This window comes from Phaeobacter inhibens DSM 16374 (assembly GCF_000473105.1).
Lineage (GTDB): Bacteria > Pseudomonadota > Alphaproteobacteria > Rhodobacterales > Rhodobacteraceae > Phaeobacter > Phaeobacter inhibens.
Genome location: NZ_AXBB01000005.1, coordinates 183,682 through 200,788 on the forward strand (window position 1 = coordinate 183,682; position 17,107 = coordinate 200,788).

Annotated in this window: 15 protein-coding genes; 6 read left to right on the forward strand and 9 right to left on the reverse strand. The window is 57.9% G+C overall.

What is annotated here, in order from left to right; genetic code table 11:
• The first annotated feature begins 129 nt into the window (after positions 1 to 129).
• Positions 130 to 813, forward strand: coding sequence for a sugar transferase (locus INHI_RS0102370; protein WP_027246576.1), 684 nt, complete (start codon positions 130 to 132; stop codon positions 811 to 813).
• Between the two features lie 120 nt (positions 814 to 933).
• Positions 934 to 2,427 (forward strand): oligosaccharide flippase family protein, encoded by a 1,494-nt coding sequence (locus INHI_RS0102375; protein ID WP_027246577.1) that lies wholly within the window; start codon positions 934 to 936, stop codon positions 2,425 to 2,427.
• An 812-nt stretch (positions 2,428 to 3,239) separates the two neighbouring features.
• Here INHI_RS0102375 and INHI_RS0102380 read toward each other — a convergent pair.
• From INHI_RS0102380 to INHI_RS0102415, 8 genes are all read right to left on the reverse strand, one after another.
• Positions 3,240 to 5,390: a methyl-accepting chemotaxis protein gene (locus tag INHI_RS0102380; protein ID WP_027246578.1), complete on the reverse strand. Its 2,151-nt coding sequence runs from the start codon at positions 5,388 to 5,390 to the stop codon at positions 3,240 to 3,242.
• Positions 5,391 to 5,566: 176 nt separating this feature from the next.
• Positions 5,567 to 7,369 carry a M24 family metallopeptidase gene (locus INHI_RS0102385; protein ID WP_051338923.1) on the reverse strand — a complete coding sequence of 601 codons (1,803 nt, stop codon included), beginning with the start codon at positions 7,367 to 7,369 and terminating at the stop codon, positions 5,567 to 5,569.
• Positions 7,362 to 8,360, reverse strand: coding sequence for an ABC transporter ATP-binding protein (locus INHI_RS0102390; protein WP_014881665.1), 999 nt, complete (start codon positions 8,358 to 8,360; stop codon positions 7,362 to 7,364). Before INHI_RS0102390 ends, INHI_RS0102385 begins: the two co-directional genes overlap by 8 nt.
• Positions 8,357 to 9,355 carry an ABC transporter ATP-binding protein gene (locus INHI_RS0102395; protein WP_027246580.1) on the reverse strand — a complete coding sequence of 333 codons (999 nt, stop codon included), beginning with the start codon at positions 9,353 to 9,355 and terminating at the stop codon, positions 8,357 to 8,359. The genes INHI_RS0102390 and INHI_RS0102395 overlap by 4 nt, the downstream gene beginning before the upstream one ends.
• Before the next feature lie 13 nt (positions 9,356 to 9,368).
• Positions 9,369 to 10,235: an ABC transporter permease gene (locus INHI_RS0102400; RefSeq protein WP_014881663.1), complete on the reverse strand. Its 867-nt coding sequence runs from the start codon at positions 10,233 to 10,235 to the stop codon at positions 9,369 to 9,371.
• Positions 10,232 to 11,173, reverse strand: a complete 942-nt coding sequence (locus tag INHI_RS0102405; RefSeq protein WP_027246581.1) for an ABC transporter permease — start codon at positions 11,171 to 11,173, stop codon at positions 10,232 to 10,234. The genes INHI_RS0102400 and INHI_RS0102405 overlap by 4 nt, the downstream gene beginning before the upstream one ends.
• Before the next feature lie 67 nt (positions 11,174 to 11,240).
• Complete coding sequence (locus INHI_RS0102410; RefSeq protein WP_027246582.1) at positions 11,241 to 12,827, reverse strand: ABC transporter substrate-binding protein; 1,587 nt, start codon at positions 12,825 to 12,827, stop codon at positions 11,241 to 11,243.
• A gap of 148 nt (positions 12,828 to 12,975) precedes the next feature.
• A complete protein-coding gene (locus tag INHI_RS0102415; protein ID WP_014881660.1) occupies positions 12,976 to 13,587 on the reverse strand; it encodes a helix-turn-helix domain-containing protein in 612 nt (203 codons plus the stop codon).
• Positions 13,588 to 13,787: 200 nt separating this feature from the next.
• On the opposite strand from INHI_RS0102415, the gene INHI_RS0102420 reads away from it, so the two are divergent.
• From INHI_RS0102420 to INHI_RS0102435, 4 genes are all read left to right on the forward strand, one after another.
• Positions 13,788 to 14,813, forward strand: a complete 1,026-nt coding sequence (locus tag INHI_RS0102420; protein ID WP_027246583.1) for a trans-3-hydroxy-L-proline dehydratase — start codon at positions 13,788 to 13,790, stop codon at positions 14,811 to 14,813.
• 93 nt (positions 14,814 to 14,906) lie between these two features.
• The gene (locus INHI_RS0102425; protein WP_014889224.1) at positions 14,907 to 15,575 is read left to right on the forward strand and encodes a GntR family transcriptional regulator; all 669 of its coding nucleotides are present in this window, start codon (positions 14,907 to 14,909) and stop codon (positions 15,573 to 15,575) included.
• 155 nt (positions 15,576 to 15,730) lie between these two features.
• The gene (locus tag INHI_RS0102430; protein ID WP_027246584.1) at positions 15,731 to 16,171 is read left to right on the forward strand and encodes a hypothetical protein; all 441 of its coding nucleotides are present in this window, start codon (positions 15,731 to 15,733) and stop codon (positions 16,169 to 16,171) included.
• A gap of 109 nt (positions 16,172 to 16,280) precedes the next feature.
• On the forward strand, positions 16,281 to 16,754 hold the full coding sequence (locus INHI_RS0102435; protein ID WP_014881656.1) for a Dps family protein: 474 nt from the start codon (positions 16,281 to 16,283) through the stop codon (positions 16,752 to 16,754).
• A 41-nt stretch (positions 16,755 to 16,795) separates the two neighbouring features.
• On the opposite strand, the gene INHI_RS0102440 is transcribed toward INHI_RS0102435, so the two are convergent.
• On the reverse strand, positions 16,796 to 17,041 hold the full coding sequence (locus INHI_RS0102440) for a DUF1289 domain-containing protein (RefSeq protein WP_014889221.1): 246 nt from the start codon (positions 17,039 to 17,041) through the stop codon (positions 16,796 to 16,798).
• Positions 17,042 to 17,107 lie beyond the last annotated feature (66 nt).

Below are 17,107 nucleotides of genomic sequence, written 5' to 3' on the forward strand. Positions count from 1 at the left end.
AAGACAAATTCTTGCCACGAATTTGAATCAAATCTTAGGAAAGGCGGATGAGATCGCAGCCACCAAGAGCAAATAGCGATCCTGTCGACATCAACGTTGGCACCGCGAGGCTGAAGATCGGGGTAAGACATGAGCGACGTTACAAATTTCGACAACCTGCGCTCCCCCGTCGGCTGCGAGCAGGCCGCTCCACGGCGCATGGGACTCTACGCCATGATCGGAAAGCGCCTACTTGATATCCTCTTGGCTCTGATACTGTTTCCCGTACTATCGCCGGTGATCGCCCTTTTGTGGATGATCAGCCGCCGCGACGGAGGTCCGGGCTTCTTCGGCCACACGCGTATCGGAAAGGATGGAACCCCGTTCACCTGTTGGAAAATCCGCACCATGATTCATGGTGCCGAGGACGTATTGGCCGAGCATTTGAAAACCGATGCCAAGGCAGCCCAGGAATGGGCGCGCGACCGAAAGCTGAGCCGCGATCCGCGGATCACCAACCTGGGCCTCTTCCTGCGCCGCAGCAGCCTGGACGAGCTGCCGCAGATCTGGAACGTGCTGCGCGGTGACATGAGCTTTGTCGGGCCACGGCCGATCGTGCGTTGCGAGTTGAGCAAATACGGATCCGCTGCGCCGATCTACCTCAGCCAGAAACCGGGAATCACTGGCCTATGGCAGGTGTCCGGGCGCAATGATGTCAGCTATGAGGATCGCGTCTCCTTTGATATTGATTATCTCGAACGCCGGACATTCAGCTTTGATATCAAACTGATCCTGTTGACGGGTTTGTCGGTGATCGGACGGACAGGACGGTAAAGACGACATTAAGCCCTATGCTGTACTGTCCAGGCGAAAGCAAAAGGGATCACGGCCCGTGTCAGCGGCGGACAGCCGCGCGACATCAGGCGCCCTAACTGCAATAGCGGGACGACCAGAATGCACGACAGCAACACAGAGGCATCAACACTGAGCCACGTATCCAGAGGCCGCGGCCGTCTGGCGCTTCTTGGGGTGTTCTGGTCATTCGTCAATATCATGGTCAGCAACGGTCTCACCGTTGTTGTTTTCCTCGTGACCTCGCTGTTGCTGGAGCCCGCCGACTTTGGGGCAGTAGCCCTTGCGACATCCATTGTGATCTGGGTGATGACATTGGTGCCGCTTCCCCTTGGCGACGCTATTATTCAACGCAGCGATCTGAGACAGGCACATCTTGACAGTGCTTTCTGGCTGACCATGGCAATTGCATTGGCCTCTATCGCGGTCTTGGTTATCTCAGCCCCGCTGATCGCCAGCTGGACCAAACTTGATGTGCTGGCGGTCATTTTGCCAGTCTTGTCGCTACGCATCCTCTTCGTATCGCTTGGAAATATCCCCGCTGCTCTAGTGAACCGGCGTATGGAATTTCGTCATATCGCCCTTCGCACAACGCTTGCCAACGGGCTTGGCGCTGCGGGTTGCCTGCTGCTCGTCCTACAGGGCTATGCCATCTGGGCTCTGATCATGGCACAGGTCATCACCGCCGTGGTTGGCTGCGTCGTCTCCTACTGGACCGCAGATTGGCGTCCTGGATTTCAACTTTCCCGCGCGGCGCTGAGAGATTTGCGCGGTTTTACCCTGTTTACCATGGGCGGGCGGATGATCGAACCGACCAAGATCAACCAGATCCTTCTGGGGATTGTTGCAGGGCCGGCTGTGCTCGGTATTTTCTTCTTCGCCCGTAGGATCTGCGAAATCCTGCAGGAGCTGACCATCGGGACCCTGCTGCCAGTCACAAGGGTCCTGTTCGCCAGCCTGCAGACCGAAAAAGAACAGCGCCGCAAGGCCTTTATCCTCAGCAGCTTTGCCGCAGCAACAGCTGCCTTTCCCCTGTTCATCGGCTTCATCATCGTGGCACCAACCGCCATCCCCTTTGTCTTTGGCAGCAAATGGCTGGCGGCAATCTACCCGCTGCAATGTTTTGCCATGCTAAGCCTGATGATGAGCATCGGCGTCATGCAGGCCTCTCTGGTTCGGTTCTCCGGTCATGCCAGCTGGTGGTTCGGCTTCGAATGTGTGGTCAGCCTTTCGGGATTTGCTGCAATTCTGCTGCTGGCACCCGAAGGCCTGAACCGGATCATGTCCGCGCTCGTAGGCATTTCCTTCCTGCTGTGGCCAATCGCGACACGCAAAACCCTGAAGATACTCGACATGTCGGCGGCAACATACATATTCGACGCCCTTCGACCTGCCCTGATATCCGTGTCCATGATGGCTATTGCCCTGTTTGCCCTACGCGAACTGGGCCCACCAATGTATGGCACGTCACAACTTTTGGCACAGTTTGCCGTGGCCATCCCCACCTATGTCATCATGATATTCCTAGTTGGGGGCGACCGGCTGCAGCAGATATTAGTCCAGTTCCGCAGCAGACGAAACAATAGCGCGCAGTGACTTAGTCCGCTCCAAGGCAGTCTACGAAAGCCGCCGCGGCGCAGGGTGAGCGCACTCTACTCAAGTGCTGCGCCGTTATCGGGGAGCGCCACCGGACCAATACGACTCTTTTTTGCCGACCGATGAAAGCGGCTGACGTTACTCAGCCGCCTCTCGCCATTGATCAAATAGCTTGTAATGCGGCGCACCCGATCCTAACAGGATGAGCGGCAACGACACTCCAAATCCGCTCGGCGTGAAAACAGAGGCTTAGCGCGTATTCGTGCCCTCTTCGCAAAAATTCAGTTCGTCGCCCGAGCCCGTGTCACTGCGTTTTGGCAGTAAGGCGACGCCCAGACCCGCCCAGAGACACCTAGACATCACTGATCCTTACCATGTGCCGCGCCCACCGAGCGCGCCTCAAAGACCTATCTGGAGACTACGGCTTTCCAAATCTGATCCGCCCGTCGCACACCACGCAGTGTAGCCGTTGCGGCCCCGACAGGCGCCCAAACCCTCGCAGTCGCCCCGTGTCAGACGCATCATTATCAGCTCGGCGCCGAGCCATCTAAGGGAACATCAATCATGAAGTAGCTTCAGGGTGAGCGAGGGCGATATACATCGTCGATTACACTATCACAAAAGGCCACCGCCCCTGACAAGGAGCGGTGACCTGTTGTCTCATCGACCTCAAAGGCGGCAAACTATTGACCGATGCGTTGTTGAAGATAGCGTGTTTTATTTTATCAAACACACCGTCTCACGCTCCTTGATCACCAGGCACCGCACTGCGACTGACTCAGCCACCGAGCGGATACGCGACCCCCCGAGGATCAGGCGGCGGCAACATAGCCACGCTGGGCCTGCACTTGCCTTGGCTGGGCGCGCTCACCAGTCTGAAACGCCGTGACCAACCGAGACAGGTTCGTTGTCTCATGATCGAGAGAACTACAAGCTGCTGCGGTTTCTTCGCACATCGCGGCGTTCTGTTGTTGTGCGGATTCCAACGTGCTCATGGCCCCGTTCAATTCAGAGATCCCTCTGGACTGCTCATCCGCCTGCTTGGCAATATCGCCAACATGTTCAGAAATGCTGCCGATGGCATTCATAATCGTGGTCAGGGAGTCGTTCGTCCGACCGACCAGATCAACACCATGAGCCACCTGCGCCTCAGACGCTGTAATCAGTTTCTTGATTTCAAGAGCGGATTCAGACGAACGCAGGGCCAGACTGCGGACTTCCGCCGCCACCACTGAGAACCCGCGCCCCGCTTCGCCCGCACGCGCGGCTTCGACGCCGGCATTCAACGCCAAGAGGTTGGTCTGGAACGCGATGTCATCAATCATACCGGTGATTCGGGTGATCTGCTCTGAGGTCGCAGCGATGGAATCCATTGCGTCCACCGTTTCGCGCGCGACGGCTGAACTGGTTGCTGCATTCTGGCTCACAGAGGTAACCAAGGCCTCGGTTTCGCGGGCGCCACTGGCGACATGTTTCACATTCTGCGTAAGCTCGCTCAGCGAGGCGGCCGTCTCTTCCAGTTGCAGCGCTGATTGCTCGGTCCGTTGAGAGAGATCATTGGTTGCAGACGCAATTTCCGTCAGCCCGGTATCGATAGAGTCAGCGGAATCATTGACCGAGGTGATCAGCTTGCTCAGTTGCTCAACCGTGTTGTTGAAATCCTGACGCAGAGCCTCGTATTGGCGCGGCATCTCATCATGGATTTTGACATCCAGCCGTCCACCGGCCAATTGCTGGAGCTGCTGTGCAAGCGTTCTGACAACCTCTTCCTGCTGCTGTTTCTCACGCAGCTGAGTTGCTTCCAGCTCCTCCTTGGAGGCAAGGCCCTGACGCAGAGTTTCGATGGAAGCTGCCATCGCTCCGATCTCATCCTTTCGCTTTGGAATATCAACAGGTTCGTGGACTTTGCCCTCGGTCAGATCCTTCATGACGCCAAGCATCTTTCCCAGAGGACGCCGGACCAGCGAACGAACCGAGAAAAAGATTGTCGCCAGGGTCAGACCCAACAGCAGCACATTGGTCATCAGCTGTTCATAGATGCTCGCCTTGACAGGGTTGACGAAGACGTGGCGCGGGACATCCAGAACCACCACCCAGGTCTTGTTCATACCATAGGCGGTAAACGGGTAGAAAAGGCGCGTAGATCCATCTGCGCGGTCGGAAACGATCTGTACTTCACCTGTCTCTATGGCAGCCTGAAAGTCCGCCACTTCCTCACCCTCAAAGGCCTGCACCAGCATCTCCGGGTCCGGATGAGACAGCCATTTGCCTCCTTGCCCCAGCAGCATCACACTGCCGCCCTCATAAACGGAGAGCCCGCGAACGAAGTCGCCCAGATTGTCGAGGACAATATCCACACCCGCAACACCCACGATCTGCCCCTGCGCATTGACCGGGACCGACACAGATGTCAGCAGCCTGTTTTCATTGGAAAGATACGGCTCCGTGATGACACTCTCACCGCTGTCGATGGGCAGGCGATACCACTCGGATGTATCATTCGGATCGACATTGAAGGTCTCGAAGTTCAACCCGCCCGCATCGGATTTGGTCCAATAAGCGGCAAAGATACCATCCGCATTGCGCCCTTCAGTTCCTGTGATGAAATCCTCGGTGGCGCCATCGGGGATTGCGGACATCCAGGAAGAAAATACAAGATCATACCGGCCTGGCACACCTTCCATGATTTTGATCAGATCCGCGGTGGTTGCTTCGCCATCTTCGATGTAGCCGGACAAGGCGCCACCAAGCGCAGATGCGGCTGAGGTTGCTTCGACCAATTGCGAAGACAGGCTCTGGGAAATGTCCGAGGCGCGCTGGGACGCGCCTTCCAGGACCCGTTCTCGAACCTGCTTGGACTCATTAAGAGCCGTGAAGATGCTGAAGCACAGCATCAACCCGGTGATAGCAACCGTAGTTGCGGCAAGAAGCTTGCCTGAAATTGTATTGAACAGAGCTGGCATTGAAATCTCCACTTGGAAGGCTCGTCGTTAACGATCTCTCCCACATCCGCCTGAACAAAGTGTTGATCCATGCTTTCAAAGCGTGTGTCCGAACAGGTTTACCCAGCAGATTTCAATCAGATTGAAGACAAATTTCCCACGGCCGTGACCACCGCCCCAACGCAATTGCGACCCTATCAGATCTCCGCAGTCACTGAAGACAGCCACCTGTGTGCAGACTCGCTCAGCAGCGGCGCAAGCCGTTGCAACACCTGTTGATGATAGCTGTTCAGCCACAGCCGTTCAGCCGCACTCAAGTCAGCAGGGATCAGCATGTCTGTCTGTATCGGTGCCCACGTCATATTGCGAAACGCCAAGAAACCATCCGCTTCTTCAATGATTTCAAAGATATTCTCAATGCGGATACCAAACCTATCAGCCTCGTAATAGCCCGGCTCAATCGACACCACCATACCAGCCGTCAGATCCACCGGGTTATATGGCTTGCCGATGCGCTGAGGATGCTCGTGAACTGACAATCGGTGCCCGATCCCGTGACCGGTGCCATGATCGTAGTCAAGGCCCAGATCCCAGAGCGGTCGTCGGCAGATCCCATCAATGTGATGCCCTTGGGTGCCGCGTGGAAACCGCAGCGTTGCAAGCGCATGGAAGGCTTTGAACACAGCCGTGTAAGCCCGGTCGTAGCCCTCGGGGCGCAGATCAAACGCAAAGCTGCGCGTGGCATCCGTGGTGCCCGTCTCATATTGGCCGCCGCTGTCCAACAGATAGGGATGTTCTGGCAGTATCGGCGCATTCCGACCATTGGTGGCTGCGTAGTGGCACATGGCAGCATTTCCCCCAGCGGCGGAGATGGTCTGGAAACTCTCGCTCAGGAAACCCGGGCGGTCCTGTCGAAAGGACAAGATTTTCTCTTCAGCTTCGCGCTCTGTCACCGGATGGCCAAGTGCGGCACGGGCCGGAACAGTTTCAGTGAGCCAGCATGAGAACTCGACCCACGCAACACCATCCTGAACATGACAGTTTTGCAGACCCGTCAGTTCCACCGGGTTCTTGATCGCTTTCGCCCGGGTCAATGCACTGGCCATCGGAACCGGTGTGGCCCCTGCCTCTGCAATGGTCTGCCGGACAGCCACAGGCGAGAAATCAGGGTCGAATAGCACCCCTACGCCCGCAACGCATCGACAGCGCAGAGTGGTCAGAAACTCTGACATCGGATAGACAGTCACGGCGGCGGGAAGATGATCCTGCACCGCCTCATTCAACTTGGTTGGATTGACGAACCAGGAAACTTCGCCGGTCCGATCCGCGATAAGAAACGATTGCGGCATCGGATTAAACGCCACATCATCTCCGCGCAAATTTAGCAGCCAGGCGATATTGTCCGGCTGGGTCTCGACCAGACATTCAGCGTCTTTCTCGTTTAGATGCGCAACCATATCTGCGCATTTTTCAGCGCAGCTTCGCCCGGACAATTGCACAGGGAATACTGTCACCTGCCCCGATGGCGGGGACGGCTGATCCTGCCAGATGGCATCCACCGGATTGTCCTTCTGCGGCTGCATCCTGGCGCCTGCCTGCGCGCAGGCCGCAGAAAACCGATCATACCAACCGGGCGGCAGGTGCATCGGGTCACACCCCACTTGCCAACCCTCCCGCGCGACCGAGGTCAGCCAGTGTTCCGGCGGTTGATCAAAGATGTGCAACCGCGAAAACAATGGGCCTGCACATTCATTGGCGACCTGCACACTGTAACGCCCATCGACAAAAACCGCGACAGTCTCCGTCGTCACAATCGCCATTCCGGCGGACCCGGTAAACCCGGTGACATAGGCCAAGCGTTCGTCATGCGGGGCGACATATTCACCCTGATGGGCATCAAACCGGGGCAGGATGAAAGCATCAAGATTGCGGGCGGCCAGTTCCAAACGTAGATCGGCGATGCGCGCCGCCGCAGGCGGGTTGCTCAGAGTGTCAGGCATTTTGGGAGATCTCTTCAGCAAGATGGCAGGCGACCTCACCGCGGTCGCCAAGGGGGCGCAAGCGCGGAACATCCCGCCTGCAGACATCAGCGGCATGAGCACAGCGCACATGAAACGGGCACCCCGGTGGTACATTCAAGGGTGAGGGCAACTCTCCCTCCAGCCGGATCGCATCGCCCGTGTCATCCGGGTCAAGCGAGGGGGCCGCACTCAGCAACGCCTGCGAATAAGGATGCGCAGGGTTTGCAAACAGGGTCTCACTGTCGCCTATTTCAACGATACGGCCCAGATAGATCACCGCCACCCGGTGCGAGACATGACGCACCAGTCGCAGGTCGTGGGCCACAAACAGGATGGTCAGATCCAGCTGCTCCTGCAATTCCAAGAGCAGGTTCACCACCTGCGCCTGAACTGAGACATCCAGCGCCGACACCAACTCATCCGCAATCAGCACCTCAGGCTCCACCGCCAGCGCGCGCGCAATTGCAATCCGCTGGCGTTGACCCCCGGAGAACTCATGCGGCAGTTTCTGAGCCGCATCGGCGGGCAGCCGGACCAACTCCAGCAGTTCCTCCACCCGCGCCGGAATTTCATCCGCTGGGCGCATTTTGTGCACGTGCAGGGCTTCGCTCAGGATTTGACCACAGGTCATACGCGGATTGAGCGAAGAATAGGGATCCTGGAACATCATCTGCACGCGCCGGTTATAGCTGCGATCACGGCGCGCACCCTCGGCAAAGATATCCTGCCCATGGTGGCGAATACTGCCACCCTGCGGCTGATAGAGACGCACAATACAGCGCGCCAACGTGGATTTTCCACATCCGGATTCACCAACGACGCCAAGAGTTTCCCCCTTCTGCAGCGCCAGGCTGACACCATTCAGCGCCCGCACTGCGCGTCCGGGTTGTTTGCGTATCACATCAACCAAGCTGCGCGGCAGCTGAAAGGTCAGGCTGAGGTCGTCAATCTCCATCACCGGATGCGTCATGCCACTTCTCCCTGAATTGCGGGAACCGGATTGAAACAGGCCGCGCGCCGCCCGGCACTGATGGTTTCCAGTGCAGGCCTCTTGCTCAGGCAGGCTTCCGTCCGCACCTCACAACGCGGTGCATAGGCGCAGCCCAGCGGCAGCATCTCAAGGCTCGGCGGTGTGCCCGGCACGGAATAGAGCGGCGTGCGCGGGGCAATATCCTGCGGCACCGAACGCATCAGCCCCGCGGTATAGGGATGCCTTGGCGCGCGCAGCACCTGCCGCACCGCCCCCTGTTCCACAATGCGCCCGGCATACATCACCGCAACGTTTTCACAGGTCTGCGCCACCACACCCAAATCATGGGTGACCAGAATAACCCCCATGTTCATCTCCTGTGACAGACGCAGGATCAGATCGAGGATCTGCGCCTGAATGGTGACATCCAGCGCGGTGGTCGGCTCATCCGCCAGCAATAGCTTTGGCTCCGCCGCCAGCGCGATGGCAATCATCACCCGCTGGCGCATGCCGCCGGAAAACTGGTGCGGATAGTCCTGCAACCGAGAGGCCGCGGCGGGGATCCCGACGTGATCCAGCATCTCAATCGCCCGGTCCCGACGCGCAGCACGGGACAGATCGGTATGTGCCTTCAGCGTCTCGGTCAGTTGCAAACCAACGGTCAACAACGGGTTGAGCGAGGTCATCGGCTCCTGAAAGATCATTGCAACCTCGCCGCCGCGCACCTGGCGCAACTGCCGATCCGACAGGCGGGAAATATCCCGCCCCTGCCAACGCACCTCACCCGTGACCTCACCCTGACGCCGGGTCAGCCCCAGGATTGACCTGAGGGTGACGCTCTTACCCGATCCGCTCTCACCAACGAGGCCAAGAACCTCCCCCTGTCGCACATCAAAGCTGACATCGCGTACCGCCGGCAGCAGCACACCGCCGCGCTTGAACGTCGTGCAGAGGTTGCGAACCTCCAGAACCGGTTGTGTCTCTTTCATGGTCATAATCTCTTTCCCCTCAACCGCGAGGCCGCAACAGATCAGCCAGCCCGTCGCCGATCAGCGAGAACCCGATCCCGGTCAGCACGATGGCGATGCCCGGCATCAGGCTGAGCCACCAAGCCGTGGTGATGAAATTGCGTCCTTCGGCAATCAAGACACCCCATTCAGCCTGCGGTGGCTGCGCCCCCAGACCGAGGTATCCCAGCGATGACCCCAGAAGGATTGCCAGCGACATATCCGTCATCCAGTAGACAATCACCGGGGTGATCGCATTGGGCAGCAGGTGGCGAAAAATAACCCGCCGGTCAGAATACCCCATGACCACCCCCGCCGAAGCATAATCATTTCCCATCTGGGTGATCACCTCGGCACGCATCAGGCGCGCGTAATACACCCAGCCAACCACAGTGATGGCGATATACATATTGATCAGTCCCGGCCCCAGAACGGCAACAACCGCGATCACCAGAACCAGAAACGGAAAGGTGATGACCGCATCCACCACCCGACCAAAGATCATGTCCGCGATACCACGATAATATCCAACCAATGCGCCAATTGTGACACCGATCAGCATCGCAAAGACCGTGGCCAGAACCGCCATCTGCATATTCACCGAATAGGCCGAGATGACCCGGCTCAAACTGTCCCGGCCCAGCATGTCTGTGCCAAAGGGATGCGCCCAGCTCGGCGGCTGCCGCACCGCGTTATAATCGATGAAGTTCGGATCATATGGGGCGAACAGGCCCGGCGCGATGGCCAGCAGCGTCGAGACTGCGATGATGGCGACACCAATCATGAAACCGGGTTTGCGCAGGGCAATCTGCCACCGGCTCTGCTGCGGGCGTGTCGCCTCGGGCGACAGGAGTGTGGCATCAGTCATGTCAGACGCATCCTCGGGTCTAGAGCGCTCTGGATCAGATCGGTCAGCAGGAATACGATCGACACCAGCACAGCAAAGGTCAGGGTCAGCCCCTGAATCAGCGGATAGTCACGGGCAAAAATCGCCTCCAGCATCAACCGGCCCACTCCCGGAACGGCAAAGACCGTCTCGGTAACCAGGGTGCCGCTCATCAAATTGCCAATGGACAGGCCCAGCAGCGTGACCGTGGAAATCAGCGCGTTCCGCAGCACGTGCCGTCCAAGGATCTGCCAGGCAGACAACCCCTTGGCGCGGGCGAATTCAACATACTCCGCATCCACCACCTCAACGATGGCCGACCGCAGGTTCCGCATGATGATCGCAGAGGTATAAAGCGCCACCGCCACCGATGGCAGAAACAGGTGATAGAGCCGCTCCACAAAGCTGTCACCATATCCGCCCACTGGGAACCAGCGCAGCTGTGCCGCCAGAAAGGTGAGCAAGATCAAACCGATATAGAAAACCGGCATCGACAGACCGACCTGAAAGACCGTTCGGATCACCGCATCTGGCCAGCGCCCCCGGTTAAGTGCAGCAACAAAAGCCAGCGGTCCCGCAATCAGCACGGACAAGGCCACCGCATAAGTGGTCAGAAACAGCGTGGTCGGCAGGCGGCTGGCAATCACATCCATCACCGGTGCGCGCATCAGGATCGAACGCCCCAGATCCCCCTGAACGGTGTTCGACAGGAATTGCCAGAACTGGATCACCAGGGGTTGGTTCAGTCCCAATCGTTCACGAATGGCAGCCAGATCGGCGTCAGACGCACGGTCCCCTGCAATGGCGATAGCCGGGTCTCCTGGCAACAGGCGTACCAGCAAAAAGATAATGATCATGACCAGAAAGAAGGTCACGGCCATCAGTGCCAGGCGCTTGAGAATATACTGAATAGTGGCCATTTCGGCATCCGTTCATCGGCGCCGCCAGCCGCGGGGCTGACGGCGCGTGGTTGTCCAAAGCGGTCGATCAGCGGTTGATCGACGCCTCCTCGAACAGGTTGTTGCCCAACGGTGTCTGCACATATCCGCTGACAGTCTCGGACAGGGCCACGGCAAACGGCGTCTCATACATGAACAGCAATGGCGCTGCCTCTGCATAGATTGATTGCATTTCGGCGTATTGGCCGGCCCGCGAGTCCGCATCCATTTCCGTCGCCGAGGCTTCGAACAGGCTGTTGAACTTCTCGTTCTCCCAGCCGGTGCCAACCGCCTTCGCCGTTGGGAAATAGCCCAGCCAGCCGGTAACCTGGCTTGGATCATTCACGTCATTGACCCAGCCATAGGTGTGGATGTCGAACTCACCCGACCGGTTTTTGGCACCACGGGTGGCATTGTCCACCTGCTCCACCTTCAGCTGGATGCCCAAAGGCGCCCACATCTGCTGCAGCGCTGCAAAGATGGTGCTGTCATCGGCGGATCCGGCCAGGGTGGTAAAGGTGATCTCAGTGCCCGCCGCCAGACCAGCCTCCGCAATCAACGCTTTTGCCTTGTCCATATCATAGCCGTAGAGCGGATCCGTTTCGGTGGCCAACTGCGTCGCCGCCGCCATCAGCGGCGAGGTCATCGGCTTGCCAGCCCCCTGCAGCACTAGGCCAATCAGCGCCTTCTTGTTGGTGGCATAGTTCAGCGCCTGGCGCACGCGCGCATCAGCCAGCGGGTTGGGCGATCCATCCGCCCGCGTCGGGCGCGTATTGATCGGCGAATAGATGATCCTGGTTGAGGGGAACAGATTCATGTCAATCTTCGGATCCGCTTCCAGCTCGGCCACGCGCGAGAACGGGATGAACTCTGCCGCGTCCATCTCGCCCGCCTGAAGCTTCAGGATTCGGGTGGCATCATCCGGAATGATTTCAAAATGCACACCGTCCAGATAGGGGAGCGGTTTTCCGTCAGCACCAGCGCGCCAGTAGTGCTCATTGGCGCAGAAATCCATCGAGGTCCCCTGTTCGAACCCACAGAGGTAAAAGGGCCCGGTGCCAACGCCAGCATCTTTTGCGGCAAAGATGGCTGCGGATTTCTCCTGATCGGTCGCGCCATCGGCGGCCTCAAACCGCGCCTTGGAGACAACGCCGGTTGTGAAGGTGGCGAGCATCGACAGGATCGTGGGGTCAGGCGCCGAAAGCGTCAGCGTGATCTCATTTCCAGTATTGGCAACTGTATCCAATGTTCCGAGAAGACCTGCCCAAGGACTTAGATCAGCATCGCGCGCTCGGTTCAGCGAAAACACCACATCTTCACCGGTGAGCGGCGTCCCGTCGGAAAACTTGATGCCCTCGCGCAAGGTAAGCGTCACGGTAGTGCCAACGTCAGACACAGCATAGCTTTCGGCGAGGCCAGGTACGACGGAATTCCCATCCTGACTGGGGCGCAACAGCGTATCAAACAGGCTGCCAACCATCCAGATATCTGGGTTCCGGTCTGCATAGATCGGATCAATCAGCGTGGAGCCATCATAGCGGGCAAAATTCAGCACGCCACCGCGATCCTGCGCCAAAGCCGGCCCGGTCAATGCTGTGGTCAGGACGGCTGCAGCCGCCACCAGTTTTCTTGTCATTTGTGAGATCCTCCCAGATCGATTCTCCGTCTCATGGGGAGGAGCATAGCGCGAGTTTTAAAATTACTAAAATTATTTTTAGCAAAACATGTCGCGAGGGGATCAGAGCCCTTATTCGGCTGATGAAAGTCTGATCCGGGCAACCAGCTCAGTGCGACGCGCTCTTCATCGGCATGGTGCTGACCCAAAGTTCGACAGCCTCTTCATCGCTCAACACAATCGAATAATGTGGTTTTGAGCAGTCATGATGGACAGTGTCCCCCGGTGACATGATATGTACCGCATCGCCCAGATGATATTCGAGCTGTCCCGAAATCAGGTAACAGAACACCTCCCCCTCATGGCACATCTTCTCCGACACGTGGCCGGGAGGTCGATGAATGATGGAAGGATAGCACAGCGCGCCGGAGAACCCCGGCCCCAGTTTTTCGTAGAGCCTCCCGTTTACGCCCAATGCGTAGGTATGCCGATTATCTTTATGAATATATTCCCGAAATTCCTCATCGACACTCAACAGCTGTTCCACGGTGGTTTGCAGAGAAGCAGCAATCGACAACAGAGACGATAGCGACGGCGTGCTGATGCCGCGCTCCACCTGTGAGATAAATCCGGGCGTCAGTTCGGTCTCCTCGGCAACCTGCACCATCGTCATTCCCATCGCTTTGCGACGGCGGCGGATGGCATGGCCCAACTGTTCAGGGTTGTCTTTCTTCCGGCTTCTTTTGTTCGTGCCTGGTTTGCGCGTGCCTGAGACGTCCATGTCGATATCCTGAAAATTACGGCGAGCCTCGCATTATACCGTCCAGAGACATCAGACTGATCATTCGGGACGGATTGCAGATAGCGAAACTGCGAGTGCCAGGAAAACGTATACTAAAATTTATTGAAGTGCTACATCAGAAATGGCCTATGATTTACCAATCCAGACGTTTTCCTTGTTTCAAACCTCAGAGAGGCCCGATGCGCAGCACAAAGACCGTACACGTGATTTCCGCTCATGCCGAGGGAGAAGTAGGGGATGTCATTGTTGGCGGCGTTGCCCCGCCGCCGGGCGCCACCCTCTGGGAACAGCGCTCTTTCATCGCAGAGGATCAGACCCTGCGAAACTTCGTGTTAAATGAACCGCGCGGTGGCGTGTTTCGACATGTGAACCTTCTCGTGCCACCGAAGCATCCGGATGCCGATATGGGCTTCATCATCATGGAACCCGAGTTCACGCCCCCGATGTCGGGATCAAATTCGATCTGCGTTGCCACCGTCCTACTGGACAGTGGCATCCTGCCGATGCAGGAGCCAGAGACCCATCTGACACTGGAGGCGCCCGGTGGCTTGGTGCGCGTACGCGCCGATTGCAGGGACGGCAAGGCGGAACGCATTTACGTTCAAAATGTCCCCAGCTTTGCCCGCGAAATAGGCGTGCCGCTGAATGTCCCAGGGATCGGAACGCTACATGTAGATACCGCCTATGGCGGCGATAGTTTTGTGGTGGTTCAGGCTGCGGATCTGGAACTTGATATCTGCGAGGCGGAAGCCAAAACGCTGGCTCAGATCGGCAGCCGCATCCTTGATGCAGCAAATGAGCAGCTGGGGTTTGCCCATCCCACCAACCCGGACTGGGCTCACATTTCTTTCTGCGCATTCTGCGGACCGCTCACGTCGACCCCAACAGGTCTGCGCAGTCGCTCAGCCGTCACCATCCAGCCGGGTAAGGTCGATCGCTCTCCAACCGGCACCGCGGTTTCAGCCCGGATGGCTCTGATGCTCGCCAAGGGGCAGATGACCGCAGATCAGGACTTCGAGGCGATTTCTCTCATCGGCTCAAGCTTCAAGGGCCGGATCGCGGCGCAGACCACTGTGGGCGATGTCGCTGCAATCGTGCCAGAGATCAGCGGCCGGGGGTGGATCACTGGCACCCACCAACACATGCTGGACCCTGACGATCCCTGGCCAACAGGCTATCGCCTCAGTGACACCTGGGGCGCCTGATGCCGATCTACTTGATCGGTCGGCCACAACAGGGCACACCCGACCAATCGCAGCCGGAAGGCAGCAAACGCAACCACCACTGATGAGGTCTCAATGGCAGCTAGGCGTGCCATCTCCCGCAATACCCTTCCCGACGTTATCGCCGCCGATCTGCGTGAACGCATCCTGAGCGGCGAACTGGCGGAAGGTGAACCGATCCGTCAGGAGGCCTTGGCCGAAGAATATGACGTGTCGCGCATGCCGGTGCGCGAGGCGCTGAAGCGCTTGGACGCCGAAGGGCTGGTGCTGTTCACAAACAATCGCGGGGCCACGGTAACCAAACACTCGCTACGCGAAATCGCGGAGATCTTTGATCTGCGCATTCTGGTCGAGGTCGATCTGTTTCGCCGCTCGATCCCCGCGATGACCACAACGGATTTCGCCCGATGCAGCCAGATCCTAGATGAGATGGACGCCTCCTATGACGCCGATGACGTCGCCACTTGGGGCGCGCTGAATCACCGCTATCACTCCGCACTTTATGCTGCGGCTGAGCGCAAACTGACCAATGAGGTGCTGCAGGGACTCAGCCTCCATTCCGACCGGTTCATCCGCATGCATCTGAGTGTGATGAAACAGCGCGAACCCGCCAAGGCAGAGCACCGCGATCTCCTGGCCCTGGCCCAAGCGCGCGATATCGATGCCGCCTGTGCCGCCCTGACCCGGCATATTTCCCGGACCAAGGAAGAGCTGCTGACATTGGTCGCCGAAAACCGCGCCTAACCCCAGTTCTGCCATCGGCCCCGAACAATGGGCGATGCGTGAATTCTGCAGGAAGCGGGTCTTCTCCTCTTGTGAGCAGACCTAAAGCCAATATATTTAGTCAGGAATTATTCAGAACGCCCGAACGCGGGTTTCAGCAGACGGATCCACCACCGATGATGCCAGTGCAGACATTGCCCCTGCCGCAAGCGCAGGCCCCTGATGACTTGCGCCAAACGCCTGTGTTCAACGAACATGAATATAGCATTCTCAACACCTTGCGTCTTGCCGCGATGGGTTGCCGAGCTGCGGCACGCACTGACCTGTTCGAGGCCTGCGCCCTGCTTTGCGTCGATGGGGAAGACGCCAGACGCACCTATATCGACACATTCGTAAAATGCCTGCCTGAAGCCCTACCCCGCCGAATCAAGTGGTTTCGCCCCGGCACCACGGAGATCTCATTCGACGAAGCCTGGGTTTTGCGCTGTCTGTCGCGGGTTGCCGCGCAGGATTATGACAGCCTCGGATTTTTGCTGAGGTCGCAAATTGACCCCGCCCGCCGCCGTTACATCGGGTTTTTACTGGGCCGTGTTTCCGAGCAATTTCCTAAGATTTAGAATCGTTCTAAAAACTCTTGATCTATGCGTCGTGTCGGGTATTATATGGCTTACAGCAAGCCAGCTTCCTGCCAGCCAGCTATTTTATTACGGAATAATGGGGAACACGATGACACAGACCGCTGCTGCACTTTCGACCGATGCAAAAACCGCAATCGCCGACGCCCTGAACCAATCCGTGGCAGAAACCGCTGTCACAACGATGCTGGCCCAGAATTTTCACTGGAACGTTAAAGGCATGGCATTCGGCCCTCTGCATGATCTGTTCCAAAAGATCTACGAAGATCACTTCCTCGGACAAGATGATCTGGCGGAGCGTGTGCGCGCACTGGACGTCCACGCCGAAGGGACCTTGGCCGGGATGCTGAAACGCTCCAAAGTGGCCGAGCATGACGGCCATGCCACAGATCAGGAAATGATCCGCATCATGATGGAAGCACAGGAGACGTTGGCCTCAACTCTCGCTGGCTGTGGTGCACTGGCCGCCGATCACGGCGACACACTGACCGAGGATCTCTGCATCGCGCGCGGTCAGACACATGAAAAATTCGCCTGGTTCCTGCGCTCACATCTTGCAGGCTAAGCCTCACCAAATCAGGTTGGGCAACACTAGATTGATCGCGGTCAGAGGATCTCCTCGGCCGCGATTTTTCGTTTCGCCAGCTTCTTGCGGTAGGCGATATCCCAATGAGTGTATTTACCCAACTGCCCCTGCTGCGAGGTTAGCATTGTGACAAAAGCCCGCCGATGGCTGTCCTTCTTCAACCCCTTGAAGAGTGACTTCTGCGCTTTGGTCATCGAGCAGCCGATACAGTGACCCTCACGTTTGAATTTACAGACATCAATACAGGGGCTGGGCGTCTTGGGCATATCTGACCTTATGCGTTACCGGGCATCTCGCACACACATGGGACGACTCCGACGCCGCTGCAACCA

What these genes read in the sequence shown, in the direction of transcription:
- INHI_RS0102370 (WP_027246576.1), top strand. Translation starts at nt 130, where the DNA reads ATGAGCGACGTTACAAATTTCGACAACCTGCGCTCCCCCGTCGGCTGC.
- INHI_RS0102405 (WP_027246581.1), bottom strand. Translation starts at nt 11,173, where the DNA reads ATGGCCACTATTCAGTATATTCTCAAGCGCCTGGCACTGATGGCCGTG.
- INHI_RS0102375 (WP_027246577.1), top strand. Translation starts at nt 934, where the DNA reads ATGCACGACAGCAACACAGAGGCATCAACACTGAGCCACGTATCCAGA.
- INHI_RS0102380 (WP_027246578.1), bottom strand. Translation starts at nt 5,390, where the DNA reads ATGCCAGCTCTGTTCAATACAATTTCAGGCAAGCTTCTTGCCGCAACT.
- INHI_RS0102395 (WP_027246580.1), bottom strand. Translation starts at nt 9,355, where the DNA reads ATGACCATGAAAGAGACACAACCGGTTCTGGAGGTTCGCAACCTCTGC.
- INHI_RS0102385 (WP_051338923.1), bottom strand. Translation starts at nt 7,369, where the DNA reads ATGCCTGACACTCTGAGCAACCCGCCTGCGGCGGCGCGCATCGCCGAT.
- INHI_RS0102400 (WP_014881663.1), bottom strand. Translation starts at nt 10,235, where the DNA reads ATGACTGATGCCACACTCCTGTCGCCCGAGGCGACACGCCCGCAGCAG.
- INHI_RS0102390 (WP_014881665.1), bottom strand. Translation starts at nt 8,360, where the DNA reads ATGACGCATCCGGTGATGGAGATTGACGACCTCAGCCTGACCTTTCAG.
- INHI_RS0102430 (WP_027246584.1), top strand. Translation starts at nt 15,731, where the DNA reads ATGATGCCAGTGCAGACATTGCCCCTGCCGCAAGCGCAGGCCCCTGAT.
- INHI_RS0102435 (WP_014881656.1), top strand. Translation starts at nt 16,281, where the DNA reads ATGACACAGACCGCTGCTGCACTTTCGACCGATGCAAAAACCGCAATC.
- INHI_RS0102440 (WP_014889221.1), bottom strand. Translation starts at nt 17,041, where the DNA reads ATGCCCAAGACGCCCAGCCCCTGTATTGATGTCTGTAAATTCAAACGT.
- INHI_RS0102425 (WP_014889224.1), top strand. Translation starts at nt 14,907, where the DNA reads ATGGCAGCTAGGCGTGCCATCTCCCGCAATACCCTTCCCGACGTTATC.
- INHI_RS0102415 (WP_014881660.1), bottom strand. Translation starts at nt 13,587, where the DNA reads ATGGACGTCTCAGGCACGCGCAAACCAGGCACGAACAAAAGAAGCCGG.
- INHI_RS0102410 (WP_027246582.1), bottom strand. Translation starts at nt 12,827, where the DNA reads ATGACAAGAAAACTGGTGGCGGCTGCAGCCGTCCTGACCACAGCATTG.
- INHI_RS0102420 (WP_027246583.1), top strand. Translation starts at nt 13,788, where the DNA reads ATGCGCAGCACAAAGACCGTACACGTGATTTCCGCTCATGCCGAGGGA.